We start from the raw sequence: 20,470 nt of genomic DNA, 5'->3' as shown, positions 1-20,470 counted from the left end.
TTCTTTTGACGGTCATTTTTCCGGCGCCCCTTCCCGGCCGCCGGCCATCATGATAAAATCAGCGCATGCCTGCGCCGCTTGCGGCTATTATATCATCATTTTCTTCTCCGCACCATAAAATTTTCCGAAACAGGCTGTTCCATCTTGATATAGACCATCTGCTGCGGATGAGGCGCTGAAGAGATCGGCTCCCGATCCTGGTTTAAAAGGACGCCCACGGACTGAGTGAAGAAATCGGTTCCCGGTCCGAAGACCTCCACCTGGTCTCCCAGGCAGATCTTGTTTCTCTGCTCCACCAGAGCCAGCCCCGAAGCAGGATCGTAGTCCTTTATCAGGCCGATGAAATCGTAATCCCGGTAATAGGAACTGGTCTCATAATTCTGGTCCGTGTGATCCGGTCTGCCGTAGTAGAATCCTGTGGTGAACCTTCGGTTGCTCACCTTTGCCAGTTCCCCAAACCAGGCGGGATCCTCCCGGTAATGCTCCGGATCGGCATACCATGCGTCGATAGCGCGGCGGTAAGCGCCCACTACAGCCGCCACGTAAAAAATGCTCTTCATCCGCCCTTCGATCTTGACGGAAGCCAGTCCCGCTCCGATGAGATCGGGAATGTGCGCGATCATGCAGAGATCTTTTGAGTTGAAAATATAGCTTCCCCGTCCGTCTTCCTCAATGGGATAATACTCCCCGGGCCTCTTCTCCTCCACCAGCTGGTATTTGTACCGGCAGGGATGGGCGCAGAGACCCCGGTTGGCGTCGCGCTCCGTCATAAAATTGCTGAGCAGGCAGCGTCCGGAATAGGAAATGCACATGGCCCCGTGGATGAAGGCCTCCAGCTCCAGTGACCCCGGCGTCTTCTCCCTGATCTCCCTGATCTCCGCCAGAGAAAGCTCTCTGGCCAGAACCACTCGCTTCACGCCCTGACTGTGCCAGAAGGCGGCGGACCTGTAATTCGTCGTATTGGCCTGAGTGGAGAGATGGATCTCCGCCCCGGGCACGGCTTCTTTCAGCGCGCAGATGACGCCCGGATCAGACACGATAAACGCGTCAAAAGGAATTTCTCCCACCTGGCGCAGATAATCATCCAGACTGTTCATATCTTCATTGTGAGCAAAAATGTTCACGGTAAGGTGCACTTTTCGGCCTTTTCCGTGGGCGTATTCTACCCCCGCCCGCATATCCTCCAGCGAAAAATTGCGGGCCCCGGCCCGCAGTCCGAACATCTCGCCTCCCAGATAGACGGCGTCTGCCCCGTAATCCACCGCTATTTTCAGTTTCTCCAGATCGCCGGCCGGCGCCAGCAGTTCTATTTTCTTCATCTATGTTCGATCTCCTTTTCTGTCTCTTATAGTATACCATTTCCGGCAGAGTTTTACAAGAACGGACGGAGACGGAACGCCGTCCGCCTCCGGAAAGCTCATCCTTCTACAGATCGACGAGCCGGTATTCGTAACCGCTTTCCCTCAGAAACCGCAGCATGTCCTCCGTGGAAAGAAACAGCGTCCTGGTATTGTCGTTGGGGTGAAAGGTGACCTGATCTTCCGAGAGCATTTCCCGATCTAAACAGACTTTCACATCCTTCTCTCTGTTGTTGATCAGCCCGAAGAGAGAGACCGCCCCCGGATAGAGGGACAGTTTATCCATGAGTCTCTGGGACGAAGCGAAACGCAGTCCTTTCTCTCCCAAAAGCTCCGCCAGCTGTTTCATATCCACGCGTTTGCTGTCGTCCAGGACCACCAGATAATGTTCCGTACCTTTTTTGTTGCACAGAAACAGCGTCTTGGTGCGCACGCCGGGCATTCCCTCGATATAGCGGTCCGCTTCTTCCGCAGTCATGACCGGCGGATGCTCCGCCACCTGATAAGCGACGCCCATCTGATCCAGGGCGTCGTATACGATCTTATATTGTTCCATCGCCGTCGTCCTCCTGTTCTTTATCTAAGTATACCAGATCCGGGAGCATTTGTTCACATATAGTATGCATATCACGAGACTGCACGAAACGCACTGCGGTATTCTTCCTGCATTGGTCCTGTGGAGTTTCCCCGAAAAAGAAGAACCGGCAGGCGGGCGGATACTCTCCCTGGATGCCGGTTCTTTTTCTTCTATTTACGTTTCCCGTTGCAATAGCAGAGCTGGAAAAATTCCCTCTGAACCTCCTGCGGCAGATACGCGAAACAGTGATAGACAGCTTCTGCGAGTCCTTCACTGTTTTCTCCGGCTGCCGGAACGGAATATGCGCCGTGTTCTTCTGCTATTTCCATGGTGCTGGGAACCGCCGCCTTGTCGGCTTCTTCCGATCTTTCTCCATAGCGCACAATCGTTTCATAAGGTTCTAAAAATATTTCCGCCAGAGATACCCCGAGCGCCTCGGCAATTTTGACCATGGTCTCCATGTGGCAGGATTCCATTCCGTTTACAATGTTCTGTACGGTTCTTCTGCTGACGTCGGATTTATTGGCCAAAGTCTGTATCGTCATTCCCTGAGCCTGCATAATTTCCCGAATGCGATTTCTCATCTTTCCCCCTTTACTTTGTGTAATATTGACATTCCCCCTCTACCTTGTCGCATTTCGTATGCTTTTATCATTTTACCGCTCATCCGACGATCCGAACATGTATAGAATTTTGCTGTTGCGGCATGTTTCTTCCACACCCTGTTCAGATCATAAAAAAAGCCGCGCTGACGCGCGGCTTTTTCCTGCCTGTATTCAATTTTTCACTTCGATCAATTCACCGCGCTGACGGCGCTTTGCCGACGATGCTCACGGCCACGCCGTCGCCCACGGGCAGAACGGCGGTCCGGATGCCCTCCGTCTGCGTGAGAAATCGCAGGAAACTCCGCATGCGGTTTGTTATGGTTTTCTGGCGGCGCTCCGGTATGAACTGATCGGATGCCGTCATTCCTTTAAAAAGAACGTTGTCCGAAACCACCAGGCACCCTTCTTTCATCAGGGGCGCCGCGCCGTCCCAGAACTCCTGATAGTGTCCCTTGGCCGCGTCGATGAAGACGAAGTCGAAAAGCTCCGGCGGCTGGCCCGTCTCTTTCCCCTCGGCTTCATATGCGGCGGCCAGCCGGGCCAGACTTTCTCTGGCGTCTCCCCCAAGGACCCAGATGGAATCGGAGCAGCCCGCCCGTTCAATATTTTCCCGGGCCGTGTCCGCGGATCTCTCCGAGAGCTCCAGCGTGACGATCTTCGCCTCCGGACATTCCAAGGCAAAGGCGATGGCGGAATACCCCGCCGCCGTGCCGATCTCCAGTATCCGTTCTGGACGCTGCAGCCGCAGCAGCTGGAGGATCAGACTCTCCGCGTCCCGGAGGACGATGGGTATCATCTGTTCCTCGCAGGTCCTGCGAAGTTCCGCCAGGAAATCATTTGCGGGCCTGTACAGACTGTCCAGATATTCGGTTACCGGTTCTGTGACAATGTTCATAACACTCCTATTTGATGGCATTGATGTACTGATTTTTGTAGTTTTGGAACTGCTTTTCCGTTTCGGCGAAATTGTGTTCTCCGTTGAGTTCGGGCTTTAAAACGTAAAACAGATAATCTGTGTCCTCCGGATAGAGAGCTGCTTTGATGGACGCAACTCCGGGAGAACAGATCGGTCCGGGAGGCAGTCCTTCTATTTTGTATGTATTGTAAGGAGAGTCGATCTCCAGGTCCTTGTAGAGCAGCCGCTCCTTCTGCTCGCCCAGCGCATACTGCACGGTGGCGTCGATCTGCAGCTTTCTGCCTTGCTCCAGGCGGTTGTAGATAACGCTGGCCACCTTGGCGCGCTCGCTGTCTACCCGCGTCTCCCTCTCGATCATAGACGCGATGGTCAGGACCTCGTTGACCGAAAGATTCCGTTCCCTGGCCCGGCTGTAAAATTCATCTGTAAAGATCTTATCGAACTGGGCAAGCATTCGGTTGATGATGTCGTGTTCGTTGGCTGTGGTAAATACGTCGTAGGTCTCCGGATACAGATAGCCCTCCAGTCTGTTTTCTCCCGAAGGAGCTCCGTCCAGAAACCGATAATCAAACTGCCCGGATGCCACTTCCTGATCGAAAAGGTCCCCGTTGACCAGTCCCTCGGCGGCCAGCTTGTCCCGCGTCTGTTTCACCGTATAACCCTCAGGAATGGTGAACCGCATGGTATTCACGTTTCCCGACACCAGCGCGTCCATGATCTCCGTCATGGACATGGAGGCGGTCAGCGAATATTCCCCGGCCTTGTATTTGCCGTCGTATCCCTTAGACCGCGACTGAAATTTAAAGACGGCGGCGCTGCTGATCAACCCCTTTTCCTCGAGTATCTGCGCAATGCCTCCCGTCCCGGTACCGGATGGGATCGTGACGGAGACCTGCTCCGTGTTCCCTTCGTCCACGGGTTTAGCCGCGGAATTCATCCACACCGTAAAGCCTGCGAAAGCGATGACAAAGACAGCTGCGATTCCCACGATGATCGGCAGTATCTTCTTCTTCTTTCTGTGTCTTCTTCCCATATATGTCACCCTTTTTCTGAATCACGGCCGGCGCCCTACGCCGGTGCATAGAAAAAATTTCGCAGAGAGATCCCTGCGAAATTTTCTTCTCTTTTTCTCTGGAAAACTATTTTGCTCTTCCCAGATATTCGCCAGTTCTGGTGTCGATCTGGACCAGCTCGCCCTCTTCGATGAAAATAGGCACCTGGATGACAGCGCCGGTCTCCACCGTGGCGGACTTGGTCACGTTGGTGGCGGTGTCGCCCTTCACGCCCGGCTCCGTCTCAATGATCTTCAGGTTTACGAAGTTCGGCGCTTCCACGAGGAAGGCGTTGCCCTTGTAGAACTTGATGGTAGCGGTGTCGTTTTCTCTCAGGTATTTGATCGCGTCCTCCACCTGATCCGCAGTCAGAGGAACCTGATCGAAGCTCTCCTGATCCATGAAGTAATACAGCTCTCCGTCGTTATAGAGATACTGCATCTGCTTCGTGTCGATGTGAGCCTTAGGGAATTTGTCGTTCGGGTTGAACGCCTCTTCTCTGGTGGCTCCTGTCAAAATGTTTCTGTACTTCGTTCTCACGAACGCGGCTCCCTTGCCCGGCTTCACGTGCTGGAAATCCAGAACCACATGGGGTTCGCCGTTAATTTCAAAGGTTACGCCTTTTCTGAAATCGCTTGCATAAATCATAATTTCCCTCCAGTATGCTGCTATGCTGAAATCGAATGGAATCGATCGCTGTAACGTGCTTATGGACCGCTTCGCCCCGCCTTATTCCCGTGTTATTCCGCGAAAACTAGAGAATAATGAGTTCTTTTGCAGAACAGACCTTGTTCATTATACCAAAAGAAGTCACGATTGCCAAGTCTTCAATTCGAACGCCGAATTTTTTTGGGAGATAGATCCCCGGCTCGATGGTGACTGTCATATTTTCCTGGAGCGTTTCGTCGCTTCGGGGTCCCAAAGTGGGCGCTTCATGGATCTCAAGGCCTACGCCGTGGCCGGTTCCATGACCAAAATACGCGCCGTAGCCGGCGGCCTCGATGACGTCCCGGCAGAGGCGGTCGCCCTCCCGGCAGGTCATCCCCGCTTTCAGCCCATTCACACCGGCAAGCTGCGCTTCCAGTACGATCTGATAGACCTCCTTCTGTTCCTCCGTAGCAGACCCGAACGCGATGGTGCGGGTCATGTCGGAACAGTAATCGTCCACCACACAGCCGAAATCCATAGTGATCAGATCGCCTTTTTTTAACGGCGTTTCCCCCGGCACTCCGTGAGGCAGCGAGGTGTGCGGCCCGAAAATGCAGATGGTGTCGAAGGACAGCCGGGACGCTCCATTGCTCTTGAAGAACATTTCGATCTCCAGCGCCGCTTCTCTCTCGGTAACGCCTTCCCTGAACCAGGAGAGCATGTGGCTGAAACAGCGGTCTCCCAGAGCCGCGGCCCTGCCGATGGTCTCGATCTCCCGCTCGTCTTTGATGACGCGGACGCTCTCCACCAGTCCGGACGTGCCTGAAAGACGCTTCTCCCCCAGCTTATCCGCAAGGCGTCTGTACTCTCCTACGGTCATGGCCTCCTGTTCATAGCCCAGCACGGGCAGAGCCAGCTCCGCCAGAAAGTCGGACAGACCATAATCTTTCTTTGACTCCACCAGGCGGAAGTCCGGACAGTGATCCGCCACCGTTTCCGTGTAACGGGAGTCCGTCATGATGTACTGCTCTTTCTCCGTCAGGATCACAAAGAGATCGTCGGAAGAAAAGCCCGTCACGTAAGCCTGATTCTCCTGCTTCGTGATGAGCAGACCGTCTACGCCCAGACCTGCAAATCGTTCCCTGACCCTGCTGATGCGATTTTCCGTATTATTTGTCAACTCGGATCACTTCCCCTAATATGCCGTAGACGTCGGCTACTATCTGTGTGAAGGCGATCTCCGCCTGCAGATAACGGGCTGCCGCAGGGTCTGCCATAAGGATCTGATACAGGGACTGTACCTGTGAAAGCATATCCTCCGGAGGCTGTCCGGTCAGCATCTGCTGGGTCTGCATGGCCATGTTCTTTTCCTGAAAATCGTTGATCATCTGTGAAAGCTCCGGATTCTGCGATACCTCCGCCTTGATCTCCATGTAATGCTTGTATTCCGCGCTCTCTTTCAGCGCTCTGGCCAGCTCATGGGCCTTGTCGTGCACATTTACGCTCATAATTTACCTCGCAGAAACAGCTCCCGGTCCTCCCGCTCTCTGGAAGGGCCGGGCGCACGTTCCTTTCCATTCATGATTCGGACGCTCTTTTTCGGATCCCCGCGTTCCCGCCTGGGATCCGGGCTTTAAACTTCCATGAAAACGGGCAGGATCACGGGACTGCGCTTCGTCTTCTGATAAATGAAGTTGCGCAGATCGTCTCTGACCGCGTTTTTCATGGCGGACCAGTCCTTGATGCCCTCGTCCTGGCACTTTTGCAGACGGTCCCTCACCACCCGGCGGGCGGAATCGATCAGATCTTCGGATTCTCTCACGTAGACGAATCCTCTGGAAATGATGTCCGGACCGGAAAGGACCATTCCCGATCCCTTCTCTATGCCGGCCACCACGATGATCAGTCCTGCCTCGGAGAGCAGTTTTCTGTCACGCAGCACGATGTTTCCCACATCGCCTACGCCCAGACCGTCTACCATGACGGGGGAGCAGGGTATCTCCTCCTTCAGCTTTTCACAGCGGTTTTTGCTCAGGCTCAGGACCTCGCCGTTCCCCATGATATTGATGTTTTTCTTGGGCATGCCCAGGCTCTCGGCGATCATGGCGTGCTGTCTCAGATGACGGTATTCGCCGTGGACCGGGACGAAGTATTTGGGCTTGATCAGCGTGTGGATCAGTTTCAGCTCCTCGGAACAGGCGTGGCCTGACACGTGAATGTCGGCGATGTCGTTGTAAATGACCTCCGCGCCTTTCTCGAACAGTTTATTGATCACGTTGGATATGCTCTTCTCGTTTCCGGGCACAGGGCTGGACGAGAGGACCACCACGTCCCCTTTCTTGATCTGCACAGCCTTGTGGTCGTTGGTAGACATGCGGGCCAACGCCGACATGGGCTCGCCCTGACTTCCCGTGGTGATAATGACCAGCTCCGAATCTTTCACGTGCCGGATCTTATTGATATCTACCAGAACGCCCTGAGGAATATTCAGATACCCCAGCTCCATGGCGACGTTTACCACGTTGACCATACTGCGGCCGGAGATCGCTACTTTTCTCTTGAACTGCACCGCCGTGTCGACGATCTTCTGCACGCGGTTTACGTTGGACGAGAAGGTGGCTACCAGTATTCTTGAATTGTATTTGCGGAAAATGTTCTCCAGCGTTACGCCGATGATCCGTTCAGAGGGCGTGTAGCCCTTTCTTTCTGCGTTGGTGCTGTCCGCCAGAAGCAGCAGCACTCCTTTGTTGCCGATCTCCGCCAGCCGGTGGAAGTCGATGGGTTCTCCGTCCAGCGGCGTGTAGTCGATCTTGAAGTCTCCCGTGTGGAACACTTTGCCCACCGGCGTGTCGATGGCCAGGCAGATCGAGTCCGCGATGGAATGGGTGGTGCGCAGCGTCTCTACGCTGAAGCAGCCCATCTTTACCGTGTCCCCCGCCTTGATCACATTCAGTTTACCCTTGATTCCGTGCTCCTTCAGTTTGTTCTCCACAAGGCCCAGGGTAAATCTCGTTCCGTAGATCGGCAGAGAAAACTCTTTCAGCAGATAGGGAATGGCTCCGATGTGGTCCTCGTGACCATGCGTCAGGATCATTCCGCGGATCTTGTCTCTGTTTTTGTCCAGATAAGAGAAATCTGGGATGACGATATCAATTCCGTACATCTCGTCATCCGGGAAGGACATGCCGCAGTCGATGATGATCAGGTCGTTCTTGTACTCCAGGACAGTCATATTCTTTCCGATCTCGCTCAGACCGCCCAGAGGAATCAACCTCAGGCTGCCCCCTCCTCTGTTTCTGTTGTTCGTTCTCAAATTAACATTCCTTTCTTCAGCCGCGGCCGCCGGGCCGCCCCGCCCGGGACAGTCTGTATGGAGACTTTCCCCGGCGCGGCGCCCGGCTGCGCGGCAGATAACCCGCCTTTCCGGTTCCGCAGGTTTTCTTTTTTACTTCACTACCAGGTTCAGAAGCTTACCGGGTACCGGTATTATTTTAACCACTTCTTTCCCATCTAATAACGCTTTCACTTTTTCATTTTCCATCACGATCTGGGCGAAAGCGTCTTTGTCCAGACCGGCCGGCGTTTCCACGCGCTCTTTTACCTTGCCGTTGATCTGAACGACGATCTCCACCGAATCTTTTACCAGGGCGGACTCATTGTACTTCGGCCACTCCGCTTCATAGACGGAACCTTCATGACCCAGACCCTGCCACATTTCCTCACAGATATGCGGCACGAAGGGAGCCAGCAGCAGCACCAGCTTGTCGGCGCAGTCCGCCAGCAGACCCAGGTTGATGTCTTCCAGTTCCTTGTAGCGATACATCTCGTTGACCAGCTCCATAATGGCGCTGATAGCAGTATTGAAGTTGAATCGCTTCTGAACGTCCTCAGACACCTTCTTGACGGCGCTGTTCAGCGCATAAGCCAGCTGCTTGTCATCTTTGCCCTCCGGCGTATAGACTGCGGGGATCCCTTCTGTCAGCTCAGCCAGCTCAGCGACCAGACGATATACGCGGTTCAGGAAACGGTAGCTTCCCTCCACGCCCGTATCGGACCACTCCAGTTCCTTTTCAGGAGGCGCGGCGAAGAGGATGAACAGCCTGGCCGTATCCGCCCCGTATTTCGCGATGATCTCCTCAGGGCTCACAACATTGCCCAGAGATTTGGACATCTTGCTGCCGTCCTTCAGCACCATGCCCTGGGTCAGCAGATTGGTAAAGGGCTCTTCCACCGGCGAGTAACCCAGATCGTAGAGCACCATGGTGAAGAACCGGGCGTACATCAGATGCAGGATCGCGTGCTCCACGCCGCCGATGTACTGATCGACTCCCATCCAGTATTTGGCCTTGTCTTTCGCAAAGGCCTCCCTGTCGTTTCTGGCGTCGCAGTAGCGCAGGAAATACCAGGAGGAGTCCAGGAAGGTATCCATGGTATCCGTCTCTCTGGTGGCCGGCGCGCCGCACTTGGGGCAGGTGGTCTGCATAAAGGTCTTGCTGGTGGTCAGGGGCGACTCGCCCTTTCCGCTGAAGACCACGTCTGTGGGCAGCTCGATGGGCAGATTCTCCTCTTTTTCAGGGACCCATCCGCAGTGCTCGCAGTAGACCATGGGAATGGGCGTGCCCCAGTATCTCTGTCTGGAGATCAGCCAGTCTCTCAGCCGGAAGTTCACGGATCTCTTTCCGATCCCCTTCTCCTCCAGCATGGCGATGATCTTCTCCTGGGCCGGCATGTTGTCCATACCGTCAAATTCGCCGGAGTTGATCAGCCTTCCCTCGGCCACAAAGGCCTCTTTCAGATCGTTCACATCTATATCGGAGCCTTCAGGCGGCTCGACAACCGGAATAATGTCGAAGCCGTACTTCGTGGCAAAATCGAAGTCTCGTTCATCGTGAGCGGGAACACCCATGACCATACCCGTTCCATAATTTATGAGAACGTAATTGGCCAGATAGATGGGGATCTTCTTTCCGTTCACGGGGTTGACGGCGTATCTTCCTGTGAAGACGCCCTCCTTCTCCAGCGTGGTGGAGGTACGGTCGATATCGCTCAGGTGCTGCAGCTTTTCCAGGAACTCTTCCACAGCTTTTTCCTGACCGGTTCCCGCCACCATTTCCTTTACAAAGGGATGTTCGGGAGCCATGACCATAAAGGTAACGCCAAACAGCGTATCGACACGGGTGGTAAAAACAGTCATGGGCTTGTCAAAGCCCTCCACGGCGAAATCCACCTCCGCGCCCGTGCTCTTTCCGATCCAGTTTTTCTGCATGGTCTTGACCTTGGAAGGCCAGCCCGGCAATTTATCCAGATTGGACAGAAGACGGTCGGCGTAATCGGTGATCTTCAGGTACCACTGAGAGAGCTCTTTCTTTCCCACAGCAGTCCCACAGCGCTCGCAGCAGCCTTCCACGACCTGCTCGTTTGCAAGTACCGTCTGGCAGGAAGGACACCAGTTGACGGCGTTCTTTTTCTTGTAGGCCAGTCCTTTATTGAAGAACTGGATGAAGATCCACTGCATCCATCTGTAATATTCCGGCGTGCAGGTGGCTACTTCTCTGTCCCAATCGTAGCTGAAGCCCAGCCGTTTCAGCTGATTTCTCATCTCCCCGATATTGTCTTTCGTCCAGACGGCGGGATGGATACCGTGCTTGATTGCGGCGTTCTCCGCGGGCAGCCCGAAAGAGTCCCAGCCCATGGGATGCAGCACGTTATACCCGTTCATCTTCAGGTAGCGGGCCAGAACGTCTCCGATGGAGTAATTCCTCACATGGCCCATGTGCAGTTTTCCGGAGGGATAGGGAAACATTTCCAGGAGATAAAACTTTTCCTTGCTCTCATCTTCCACTGTGCGGAACATATCTTCATCCGCCCAGTATTTTTCCCATTTTTCTTCAATCGCTTTAAAATCGTATTGCTGTAACATGTTCTAATCCTCCTGATTTGCTTCCCTTTCCGGATCGATGAAGGGACAGTCGCTCCATATTTTTTCAATGTTGTAATGCTCCCGCTGTGACACGGAGAACAGATTGACGATCACATCGCCGAAATCCATAAGTATCCAGCCGGAATTCTGTTTTCCCTCGATGCTTTTTGCATGGACGCCTTCTTTCGCGAAGCGGTCCTCCACCTCCTCGGCCAGGGTTCCCACCTGCCGTTCGGACGCGCCGGAGGCGATGACGAAGTAATCGGCGAAGGAGGATTTCGCTCCGATGTCGATGATCACCACATCGAGCGCTTTCTTTTCATCCAGCACCGCGGCCGCTGAAAGTGCCATTTCTCTGTTATTCATGCTCTCTCCTTTTTAATAAATAATCTCGTGCTCTTACGGTGTTCTCGTCTAAGGCAAGCCCTCTCTCCCGCACATATCGGATCGAGTGCTCCATAACTGCCAGACATGCACCGTTCAGATCTTTTTCCGCCAGCCTGCGCAGCTCCTCCACGCCGGGGTACGCTCTGGAAGGTTCTATGGCATCGGCCAGATAGAGGATCTTCTCCAGCTGAGACATGCCCTCCCGTCCCGTCGTGTGATATTTCACTGCATTTATCATATCCTCATCCAGGATATTATAGTCCTTTTTCATCATTTCCGCGGCAATGCGTCCGTGTTCCAGATTTCCTGCGCTGCGGCATGAATCGTGAAACAGAGCGCAGAGCTCCGCTTTTTCGGGGTCCACTCCGTACCGGACCGCCAGAGCCGAGGCAGTTTTCACAACGCCTTCCGTGTGGAGCAGCCGGGACGGCTTCAGTGCGGCGCGGATATAGTCCGTAATGCGCCTGCGGATCTCCGCGGCCCGTCCCGCTCCCGCCTCCGTGCTGAGATCCAGCCGGTACAGTCCCTCGGTCTCAATATACTCCAGTACCGGATCCGGCAGCAGATAGCGGGCGGATTTCCCCTCTGATATCAGCTCCCGGATATGGCTGGACGATATATCTACTTTCGGCGACCATACTTTGATCACCCGTGTACCGTACTGCTTGCGCAGTCTGCCGATGAGCCGGTCCAGCTTCTCCTCGGAAACTCCAGGCCGCAGGCCGATGATAAAGGAGAAATAGCAGAGCAGAAACTCTGCGTCCCGCCACTCTTCTATGCTCATAAAAGCGTCGGTCCCCGTTATAAAGTAGATCTCCGCTTCCTCCCCGGCCTTATCCTGGAATTTCCGCAGTGTCTCCGCCGTGTAGGAGACGCACTGCCTGCCGATCTCCATGTCCGACACGGTAAAATAGGGGTTTCCCTCCGTGGCGCGGCGGACCATCTCCAGCCGGTCCGCCGCCTCCGCGGCCTTTGTATTCTGTTTAAACGGGGAGATGTAGGCAGGCATGAACACCACCTGCGACAGCTCCGATTCCACCCTCACCTGCTCCGCCAGGATCAGATGGCCGTAATGTATGGGGTCAAAACTGCCCCCGATAATACCGATTTTTTTCATTTTACCCAATCGCCCGTCCGCTGCGTCCGGCGCCAAAGCCGCTTCTATTTCTCTTCTTCTGCAATGCGGATAGAAAGTTCTTCAAGCTGCTGTTCTGCGGCCTCCGTGGGGGCCCCTGTCAGCATGCAGGCCGCATTCTGATTCTTCGGGAATGCGATGACCTCCCGGATGCTCTTCTCTCCCGCCAGAAGCATGACCAGACGATCCAGGCCGTAGGCCAGACCTCCGTGGGGCGGCGTTCCATAGCGGAATGCTTCCAGCATAAATCCGAACTTCTGCTGCACCTCCTCCGGAGAGAGTCCCAGAACCTCGAACATCTTCTGCTGCAGCGCGCTGTCGTGGATCCGGATGCTTCCGCCTCCCAGCTCCACGCCGTTCAGCACGATATCGTAGGCATTGGCCTTCACCTTTCCGGGATCCGTGTCCATCAGAGGAACGTCCTCCGGCTTGGGCGCGGTGAACGGGTGATGCATGGCGTAATAACGACCTTCTTCTTCATTGTATTCATAAAGCGGGAAATCCACAACCCAAAGCAGATTATATTGACTGTCGTTGAGCAGTCCCAGCTTGTCCGCCAGATCTCTTCTCAGGAATCCAAGACTGTCGAATACCACGGACTTCCTGTCGGCCACAATGAGGATCAGATCATTTGGTTTACCGGAAAATACTTCTGTAATCTGTTTCAGCTGATCCTGATCGAAGAATTTATTTACGGAAGATGTGATCTCGCTGTCGTTTACGCGGATCCAGACCAGTCCCTTCGCTCCGAAGGTTTTGATGGACTCCGTCATCTTGTCCACATCCTTGCGGCTGAACTTGTCGGAATACCCGCTGATATTGATGCCGCGCACGTCGCCGCCGGCGGCCAGCGCGTCGGTAAATACCTTGAAGCCGCAGTCCTTCACAACGTCGTTTAAGCATTTCAGTTCGAAGCCGAACCGGGTATCGGGCTTATCGCTTCCAAAGCGCTCCATGGCTTCATCGTAGGGGACCCGGGGAAACGGCACGGGGATCTCAATGTCCATGACGTCCCGGAATACCTTCTGAAGGAAACGCTCGTTGACGTCGATCACGTCCTCCTGATCCACGAACGACATCTCCAGGTCGATCTGGGTGAATTCCGGCTGACGGTCGGCCCGCAGGTCCTCGTCCCGGAAACACCTGGCGATCTGAAAATACCGGTCGGTGCCGGACAGCATGAGCATCTGTTTAAACTGCTGCGGCGACTGCGGAAGCGCAAAGAACTTGCCGGGATTGACGCGGCTGGGCACCAGATAATCCCGGGCGCCCTCCGGCGTAGGATTGACCAGTACGGGTGTCTCTACCTCCGTGAAGCCCTCGGCGCTGAAATACTCTCTGGCGCACTGGGCGATCTTGTGACGGAAGGTGAGATTTCTCTGCATTTTCAGCTTTCTCAGATCCAGATAACGGTATCTCAGGCGCAGATCCTCCGACACGTTGTCGTCGTCCTTTACGTAGATGGGAGGCGTGTCCGCTTCCGAGTAAATGACCAGCTCCTCAGCGATGATCTCGATGTCGCCGGTGGGGAGATCCCTGTTCTTTGATTCCCGTTCTCTCACTGTCCCTCTGACTCCCACCACGTATTCGCTTCTCAGGCTGTCCGCCCGCTCGAACAGGTCGGCGGGTTCGTTGTTGAAAACGATCTGGACGATCCCCGTCTTATCTCTCAGATCGCAGAAGATCAGCCCTCCCAGGTTTCTCCTCTTCTGGATCCACCCGTTGAGCGTCACTTTCCCGCCGATGTTTTCACTTCTCAGCACACCGCACATGTGGGTTCTTTTCATTAATGTAGACATGGCCCTCCGCCCTCCTAATTTTCTATCTCTTTCAAAATGTCTTCAATGGGTATTTCTCTCTGCTGGGAGACCGCCATGGTTTTCAGCGCCACCTTTCCCGCGTCCAGTTCGTTGTCGCCGATGACGATGGTATATTTTGCATGGATACGGTCCGCGTATTTGAGCTGTCCTTTCAGGTTTCTGGCCATCAGGTCCAGCGCCGCCTTCTTTCCCGCCTTTCTCAGATCGTGCACCAGCTTCTGCCCGAAGGCCCTGGCCCGATCGCCCATCACGGCCACCAGCACGTCCGCCGGTTCGTCGGCCGGGATCTCGATGCCGTTTGACTCCATCACCAGAAGCAGACGCTCGATGCCCAGACCAAATCCCACTCCCGGCGTGGAGGGGCCTCCCACCTCCTCGATCAGGTGGTCGTACCGCCCGCCGCCGCACACGGTGCCCTGGGCTCCGATGGTATTGGAGACGAATTCGAAAGCTGTTTTCGTGTAGTAATCCAGTCCTCTCACGATGCCGGGATCCACAGTAAAATCCAGTTCCATTGCAGTCAGATTCGCTTTCAGATCTTCAAAGGCCGCCGCGCAGTCTTCGCACAGATAGTCCAGCATGTGCGGCGCCCCCTGGGCAAGCTCCTGACAGACCGGCGATTTACAGTCCAGAATGCGCATGGGGTTTCTCTCGAACCGGCCCTTGCACGTATCGCAGAACTGATCGTAGCTGGGACGCAGAAAGTCCTGCAGCGCCTCTCTGTACTTCGCCCGGCAGTTCGGACAGCCGATGCTGTTGATCCGAAGCTCCAGATCCCGGATGCCCAGCAGCTCCAGGAAATCCTTAGCCAGCGCGATCACCTCCGCGTCCGCCATCATATCCTTCGATCCGAAGACCTCGATGCCGCACTGATGAAATTCCCGCAGCCGGCCCGACTGGGGCTTTTCGTAGCGGAAACAGGGAGTGATATAATAATACTTTGCAGGCATGACGTCTGCGAACAGCTTGTTTTCCACAAAGGAGCGGACCACCGGAGACGTGCCTTCCGGTTTCAGCGTAATATCCCGCTGGCCGTAATCCTTGAAAGAATACATCTGCTTTTCCACGATGTCCGTGGTATCCCCCACGCCTCTGGCAAACAGTTCCGTGTGCTCAAAGACCGGCGTGCGGATCTCTCCGAATCCGTATCTGGCGCAGAGACTGCGAAAGGTGTTTTCCACATAGCGCCATTTATTGATCTGGGACGGCAGTACGTCTTTCGTCCCCCTTGGGATGTTCGTAATCATATAAAACCCTTTTCCTTTCTCTCAAGCATTTCTTCGATCCGTTCCATGTATATTTCATAATTGGATACGTTGGGTATCCGCTCCAGCCTGTTTTCCCGCCCAAAATACATTTTGCTGATGCCGCCCGCTCCCAGCGCCACGATGCTCTGGTTCTCGTCCATGATCCTCACATTATAGATGCTCTCCGTGCCCGGTCTGGCATAGCCTACATTCTCAAAATTTCCCGCCATGTGCTTCTGCCGGTACATGTAATAGGGGCGATAGCCGTGCCTGTCCATCATCTCACGGCTGACGGCGAGCATTTCACGCACCACCGGTCCCTGATTGTAATGGTAATCTGCGTCCAGCTCGATGAGCTTTGACGCCCGCTTGACGGCCAGCGTATGGACTGTGATATTCTCCGGCGAAAGCCCGATGATCGTGTCAAGAGTGCGCCGGAAATCCTCCGTATCCTCTCCCGGAAGTCCGGTGATCAGATCCGCGTTGATGATAGGGATCCCCACGTCTTTGGCCAGCGAAAAAGCCTCGACGATCTGCTCCGGGCTGTGAGAACGGCCGATGAGCTCCAGAGTGGAGCCCTTCATGGTCTGGGGATTGATGCTGATGCGCTGCGCCCCGCTGTCCCGTATGGCCAGGAGCTTATCCCGGGTGATGGTATCCGGCCTTCCGGCCTCCACCGTAAATTCCCGGACTCCGCTCATGTCAAAGGCCCGGTTTACGTGATCCAGCAGTTCGGAAAGCTGCTGCGGAGACAGAGTGGTAGGCGTGCCTCCTCCGATGTATATGGACTCCGGCCGCATATCTCTCCGCTTCATGAGATCTGCCGTGTAGGAGATCTCATGGTGCAGCGCTTCCAGATAGCCGCCGATCTTTTCCGGCGGCGCCTGATTGGAGGTAAAAGAGCAGTAAAGACAGCGGGTGGGACAAAATGGAATTCCGATGTACACGCCCGCAGAGCGTTCCGGCGCCGGACCCACGGTCTCCCGCTGAACGCGGCACACCTCCGACACCAGATCGATCTTCTCCTGACTCAGGTAGTACGTCTCCGATAAGATACGGCGCAGATCCTCAAAATCTGCTCCCCGGTTCAGGTAATCTCCGGCCAGCTTGGCCGGACGCACTCCGGTCAGCGTTCCCCAGTCCGGACGCTCTCCCGTCCTCTGGGCCAGCCAGTCGTAAAGCCGGCGCTTGGCTTCATTCTTTTCCGTCACATCCGGGGACATGCGAAAGACCATGTCCGGCAGATCATCCCCCTCAGCTGCGGTATCAGCCGCCTCGCCTGCCCCTGAAACGGAAAAGTCCCCAGGTTCCAAGGGGTCCTCCGGATTCAGCACCTGGTATTCCGATGGCTTCAGAAACATCTTGATCAGCTCGTTCAGTTCATATTTAAGTTTATCGTCTCTCAGATAAAATTTATACAAAGGGATTTGACCTCTTTTCCTGTCCGATGGTGGTGGGACCCATATGTCCCGGCAGAACTCTCGTCTCATCGGGCAGCACGAACAGCTTTTCGTGCACGGCGGTCTTCAGCGCGTCAAAGGAACCGCCCGGAAAGTCCGTGCGGCCGATGGACTGGCAGAACAGCGTATCGCCGCTGAACAGAATGTCTCCCATGAGGATACACATGCCGCCCGGCGTGTGGCCCGGCGTCATCAAAAACGTCAGCTCGGCGCCGGCCGCCTCAAGGGTCTCACCGTCCTCCACCCAGACGTCCGCAGTCAGCTTCATCTCCCTGCCCACGATCTCCCTGGAGGCGTTCATATAAGGATCGGCGAGCAGCTCTTCCTCCGCTTTCGCCGCCACCAGCCGGGCCTGCGGAAAAGATTCCATGTAGCCGGGAATTCCGCCCATATGATCTCCGTGCCCGTGGGTGAGAATAAAATATTCCACATTGAGTTCCCGCTCCTTCACCTTCTGGAGCAGCCCGGCGTTTACGCCGCCCGGATCTACTACAAATGCCTTCCTGCTCTCCTCGTCGTAAACCAGATAACTGTTTACCTGCAGGCTTCCGCTGGGATATAGTTCTACTTTTATACTGCGCATAGGGTCTTACCTCTCTAAAATTCTTTTTTACTGTCTATCAAAACGGTCACCGGACCGTCGTTTTCGATTTCAACGATCATGTGCGTCTGGAAGACTCCTTCCTCCACACGCACGCCTTTTGCCTTACAGGCCTCCACGAAGGCCCTGTAAAGCCGGTTTGCAGGCTCCGGACGCGCCGCTTTCACAAAGCTGGGCCGCTTGCCTTTTCTGCAGTCTCCAAAAAGCGTAAACTGAGATACCGCTAAGATATCTCCTTCTACGTCCATTACGGAAAGATTCATTTTTTCCTCATCGTCTTCAAAGATGCGAAGACCGGTGATCTTATCCGCCATATAAGCGGCGTCCTGATCGGTGTCGTCCTCGGAAACGCCCAGCAGGACCATGAGCCCCTTCTGGATGGCGCCCGTAACGCTTCCCTCCACGGTCACTGCGGACCGGTTCACTCTCTGTACTACTGCTCTCAAACAAACCTCCCTGTTTCTCTGACAAGTTAACGCAGCCGTAAAGTCCGGGGGCACCGGCCTCCGTCGGCAGCAGGCTGCAGGCTGCACGGGCTACATGATCGACCGGTACACGTCGGCCACGCCCGGAATGGTGCGCAGCTGCCGCAGAACGCGTTCCATCTGCCCTGTATTGGAAATGGACAGCGTCATGGTGATGTTGACCACTTTGTCTCTGGCGCTCTTGGCGTTCACGCCGTTGATGTGCACGTCCATGTCCTCGCACACTCTGGAAAGATCGGAAAAGAGCCCTTTTCTGTCCTCGGCCAGAATGATGATATCTGCGTCAAAGGATAGATTTTCTTTCTCGTGATCCCAATTCACATCGATAAAACGCTGTCGTTCCGATTCCGGCAGAGACAGGATATTGATACAGTCTTTGCGGTGAACAGAGATCCCTCTGCCTTTGGTGATAAACCCCACGATCTCGTCCCCCGGAACGGGATTGCAGCACTTGGAGAATCGGACCAGCATATTGTCCATCCCCTCCACCGTAACGCCGGTGGTATTTTCGCTGCGTTTTTTCTTCTTGTGTTCCTGCTTCGCCGCTTCTTTTTCCCTGCGTTTGAGCTCCGCCTGCTTTTCTTCGTGGAAGTAACCCACCAGCATGATCATGACCTTGTTGAGGATCACGCCGCCGTAGCTGATGGCGGTGTACAGGTCTTCCGCCGTGGCGTAGTTCAGCGTCTTGGCCGCCCGCAGGACGTACTGATTTTTCAGGACCTGCTGCAGATCGTATCCTTTGCGCCGGGCATACTTTTCCAGCATTTCCTTGCCCTTGTCGGCGTTTTCCGACTTGTTTTCCCGCTTCAGCCAGGCGCGGATCTTGGTCCGGGCCGTGTTGGTCTTGGCGATCTTCAGCCAGTCGATGCTGGGTCCTTTGCTGTTGGCCGAGGTGACGATATCCACGATCTGCCCGTTCTGCAGCGTGTAGTCGATGGGGACCATCTTTCCGTTCACCTTTGCGCCGATGCACTTGGCGCCCACCGCGGAATGGATCTTGAAAGCAAAATCCAGCGGCGTGGAACCTGCGGGAAGCTCGATGACGTCGCCCTTAGGCGTAAAGACGAATACCTGGTTGGAAAACAGATCCACCTTCAGCGTTTCCATGAACTCTTTGGGATCGTTGAAATCTTTCTGCCATTCCAGCGTCTGGCGCAGCCAGGCCAGCTTTACTTCCTCGCCGTCGGCATTCTTTCCGTCCGTCTTCCCTTCTTTGTATTTCCAGTGAGCCGCGATACCGAACTCCGCCACCCGGTGCATTTCCCATGTGCGGATCTGGATCTCAAAGGGATCGCCGTTGTCGCCGATGACCGTAGTGTGCAGCGACTGATACCGGTTGGGCTTGGGCATGGCGATATAGTCCTTAAAACGGCCGGGCAGCGGCTTCCACATGGTATGTACCACGCCCAGCACCGCGTAACAGTCCTTGACGGAGTCCACGATCACGCGGACTGCCGTCAGGTCAAATATCTCGTCCAGCTGTTTGTGCTGGTACTTCATCTTTCTGTAAATGCTGTAGAAGTGCTTGGAACGTCCCATGATATCGTAGGGGATCCCCAGGCGGTCCAGATTCTCACGGATCTCCGTGATCACGCGGTTGATGACCTCTTCACGCTGCTGTTTCTTGCTCTTCACGGCCTTTACCAGCTCGTAGTACGCGTCCGGGTCCAGCATTTTCAAAGCGATGTCTTCCATCTCGAACTTCATGGCGTACATTCCGAGACGGCTTGCCAGAGGCGCGTAGATCTCCAGAGTTTCGTTGCACTTCTCCCGGATCTTGGACTCTGTCATATAGTTGATGGTCCGCAGATTGTGGAGACGGTCCGACAGCTTGATGATGAGCACACGGATATCCTTGGACATGGCGAGAAACATCTTGCGCAGATTTTCCGCCTGACGCTCCTCCTTGCTCTCGTAGACCAGCGAACCCAGTTTGGTCACGCCGTCCACCAGAAGCGCGACCTCCTCCCCAAAATCGTTTCTCAGGTCTTCCTGCGTGTATGGAGTATCTTCAACGGCATCATGAAGCAGGCCTGCGACGATGGTGTTTTCGTCCATGCCCAGATCCGCCAGGATCTTCGCTACCTCCACCGGATGGATCAGATACGGTTCCCCCGATTTTCGAAGCTGTCCCTCATGCATTTGTTCCGCTTTCTTATACGCCCGCTCGACCAGTTCTATATCGTAGTTGGGGTTTACGGAAAGCAGATATTCTAAAAATTGCTCCATCATAACAGAACTACCTTTTCCTTCAGTCTT

The 20,470-nt window shown here is 54.8% G+C and carries 18 protein-coding genes; all 18 read right to left on the bottom strand.

The genetic code is table 11. The features are described 5' to 3' along the window. Positions 1-95: 95 nt before the first annotated feature. Positions 96-1,319 (bottom strand): peptidase U32 family protein, encoded by a 1,224-nt coding sequence (locus tag E0E37_RS14430; RefSeq protein WP_130863698.1) that lies wholly within the window; start codon positions 1,317-1,319, stop codon positions 96-98. Positions 1,320-1,425: 106 nt separating this feature from the next. Beyond that, on the bottom strand, positions 1,426-1,914 hold the full coding sequence (locus tag E0E37_RS14425) for a prolyl-tRNA synthetase associated domain-containing protein (RefSeq protein WP_130863697.1): 489 nt from the start codon (positions 1,912-1,914) through the stop codon (positions 1,426-1,428). Positions 1,915-2,105: 191 nt separating this feature from the next. Then, positions 2,106-2,519 (bottom strand): helix-turn-helix transcriptional regulator, encoded by a 414-nt coding sequence (locus tag E0E37_RS14420; RefSeq protein ID WP_130863696.1) that lies wholly within the window; start codon positions 2,517-2,519, stop codon positions 2,106-2,108. A gap of 214 nt (positions 2,520-2,733) precedes the next feature. Then, a complete protein-coding gene (locus E0E37_RS14415; RefSeq protein WP_165445374.1) occupies positions 2,734-3,435 on the bottom strand; it encodes an O-methyltransferase in 702 nt (233 codons plus the stop codon). Between the two features lie 7 nt (positions 3,436-3,442). Continuing rightward, positions 3,443-4,489, bottom strand: a complete 1,047-nt coding sequence (gene mltG, locus E0E37_RS14410; protein WP_130863694.1) for an endolytic transglycosylase MltG — start codon at positions 4,487-4,489, stop codon at positions 3,443-3,445. Between the two features lie 106 nt (positions 4,490-4,595). Further along, positions 4,596-5,156: an elongation factor P gene (gene efp / locus E0E37_RS14405; protein ID WP_130863693.1), complete on the bottom strand. Its 561-nt coding sequence runs from the start codon at positions 5,154-5,156 to the stop codon at positions 4,596-4,598. Between the two features lie 106 nt (positions 5,157-5,262). Beyond that, complete coding sequence (locus tag E0E37_RS14400; RefSeq protein ID WP_130863692.1) at positions 5,263-6,336, bottom strand: M24 family metallopeptidase; 1,074 nt, start codon at positions 6,334-6,336, stop codon at positions 5,263-5,265. Continuing rightward, on the bottom strand, positions 6,326-6,664 hold the full coding sequence (locus E0E37_RS14395; RefSeq protein ID WP_130863691.1) for a YlbF family regulator: 339 nt from the start codon (positions 6,662-6,664) through the stop codon (positions 6,326-6,328). Before E0E37_RS14395 ends, E0E37_RS14400 begins: the two co-directional genes overlap by 11 nt. Positions 6,665-6,789: 125 nt before the next feature. After that, positions 6,790-8,469 (bottom strand): ribonuclease J, encoded by a 1,680-nt coding sequence (locus E0E37_RS14390; protein WP_246019741.1) that lies wholly within the window; start codon positions 8,467-8,469, stop codon positions 6,790-6,792. Between the two features lie 132 nt (positions 8,470-8,601). After that, positions 8,602-11,076 (bottom strand): leucine--tRNA ligase, encoded by a 2,475-nt coding sequence (leuS, locus tag E0E37_RS14385; RefSeq protein ID WP_130863690.1) that lies wholly within the window; start codon positions 11,074-11,076, stop codon positions 8,602-8,604. 3 nt (positions 11,077-11,079) lie between these two features. Beyond that, a complete protein-coding gene (gene rsfS, locus E0E37_RS14380; RefSeq protein ID WP_130863689.1) occupies positions 11,080-11,442 on the bottom strand; it encodes a ribosome silencing factor in 363 nt (120 codons plus the stop codon). Further along, entirely contained in the window at positions 11,435-12,580 is a 1,146-nt protein-coding gene (gene nadD, locus E0E37_RS14375; RefSeq protein ID WP_130863688.1) for a nicotinate-nucleotide adenylyltransferase, read from the bottom strand. The genes rsfS and nadD overlap by 8 nt, the downstream gene beginning before the upstream one ends. 44 nt (positions 12,581-12,624) lie before the next feature. After that, entirely contained in the window at positions 12,625-14,397 is a 1,773-nt protein-coding gene (aspS, locus tag E0E37_RS14370; protein ID WP_130863687.1) for an aspartate--tRNA ligase, read from the bottom strand. Positions 14,398-14,411: 14 nt separating this feature from the next. Continuing rightward, positions 14,412-15,665 carry a histidine--tRNA ligase gene (gene hisS / locus E0E37_RS14365; protein ID WP_130863686.1) on the bottom strand — a complete coding sequence of 418 codons (1,254 nt, stop codon included), beginning with the start codon at positions 15,663-15,665 and terminating at the stop codon, positions 14,412-14,414. Further along, positions 15,662-17,086 (bottom strand): coproporphyrinogen dehydrogenase HemZ, encoded by a 1,425-nt coding sequence (gene hemZ / locus E0E37_RS14360; RefSeq protein WP_165445373.1) that lies wholly within the window; start codon positions 17,084-17,086, stop codon positions 15,662-15,664. Before hemZ ends, hisS begins: the two co-directional genes overlap by 4 nt. Next, complete coding sequence (locus tag E0E37_RS14355) at positions 17,079-17,708, bottom strand: MBL fold metallo-hydrolase (protein WP_130863684.1); 630 nt, start codon at positions 17,706-17,708, stop codon at positions 17,079-17,081. The genes hemZ and E0E37_RS14355 overlap by 8 nt, the downstream gene beginning before the upstream one ends. A gap of 14 nt (positions 17,709-17,722) precedes the next feature. Continuing rightward, entirely contained in the window at positions 17,723-18,172 is a 450-nt protein-coding gene (gene dtd / locus E0E37_RS14350) for a D-aminoacyl-tRNA deacylase (RefSeq protein ID WP_130863683.1), read from the bottom strand. Between the two features lie 90 nt (positions 18,173-18,262). Next, a complete protein-coding gene (locus tag E0E37_RS14345) occupies positions 18,263-20,443 on the bottom strand; it encodes a RelA/SpoT family protein (protein ID WP_165445372.1) in 2,181 nt (726 codons plus the stop codon). Between the last annotated feature and the right edge of the window lie 27 nt (positions 20,444-20,470).

Source organism: Bacilliculturomica massiliensis (assembly GCF_900605495.1).
GTDB lineage: Bacteria > Bacillota > Clostridia > Peptostreptococcales > Anaerovoracaceae > Bacilliculturomica > Bacilliculturomica massiliensis.
Note: the sequence above shows the minus strand (reverse complement) of the source record. Positions and strands in the feature narration are given on the sequence as shown.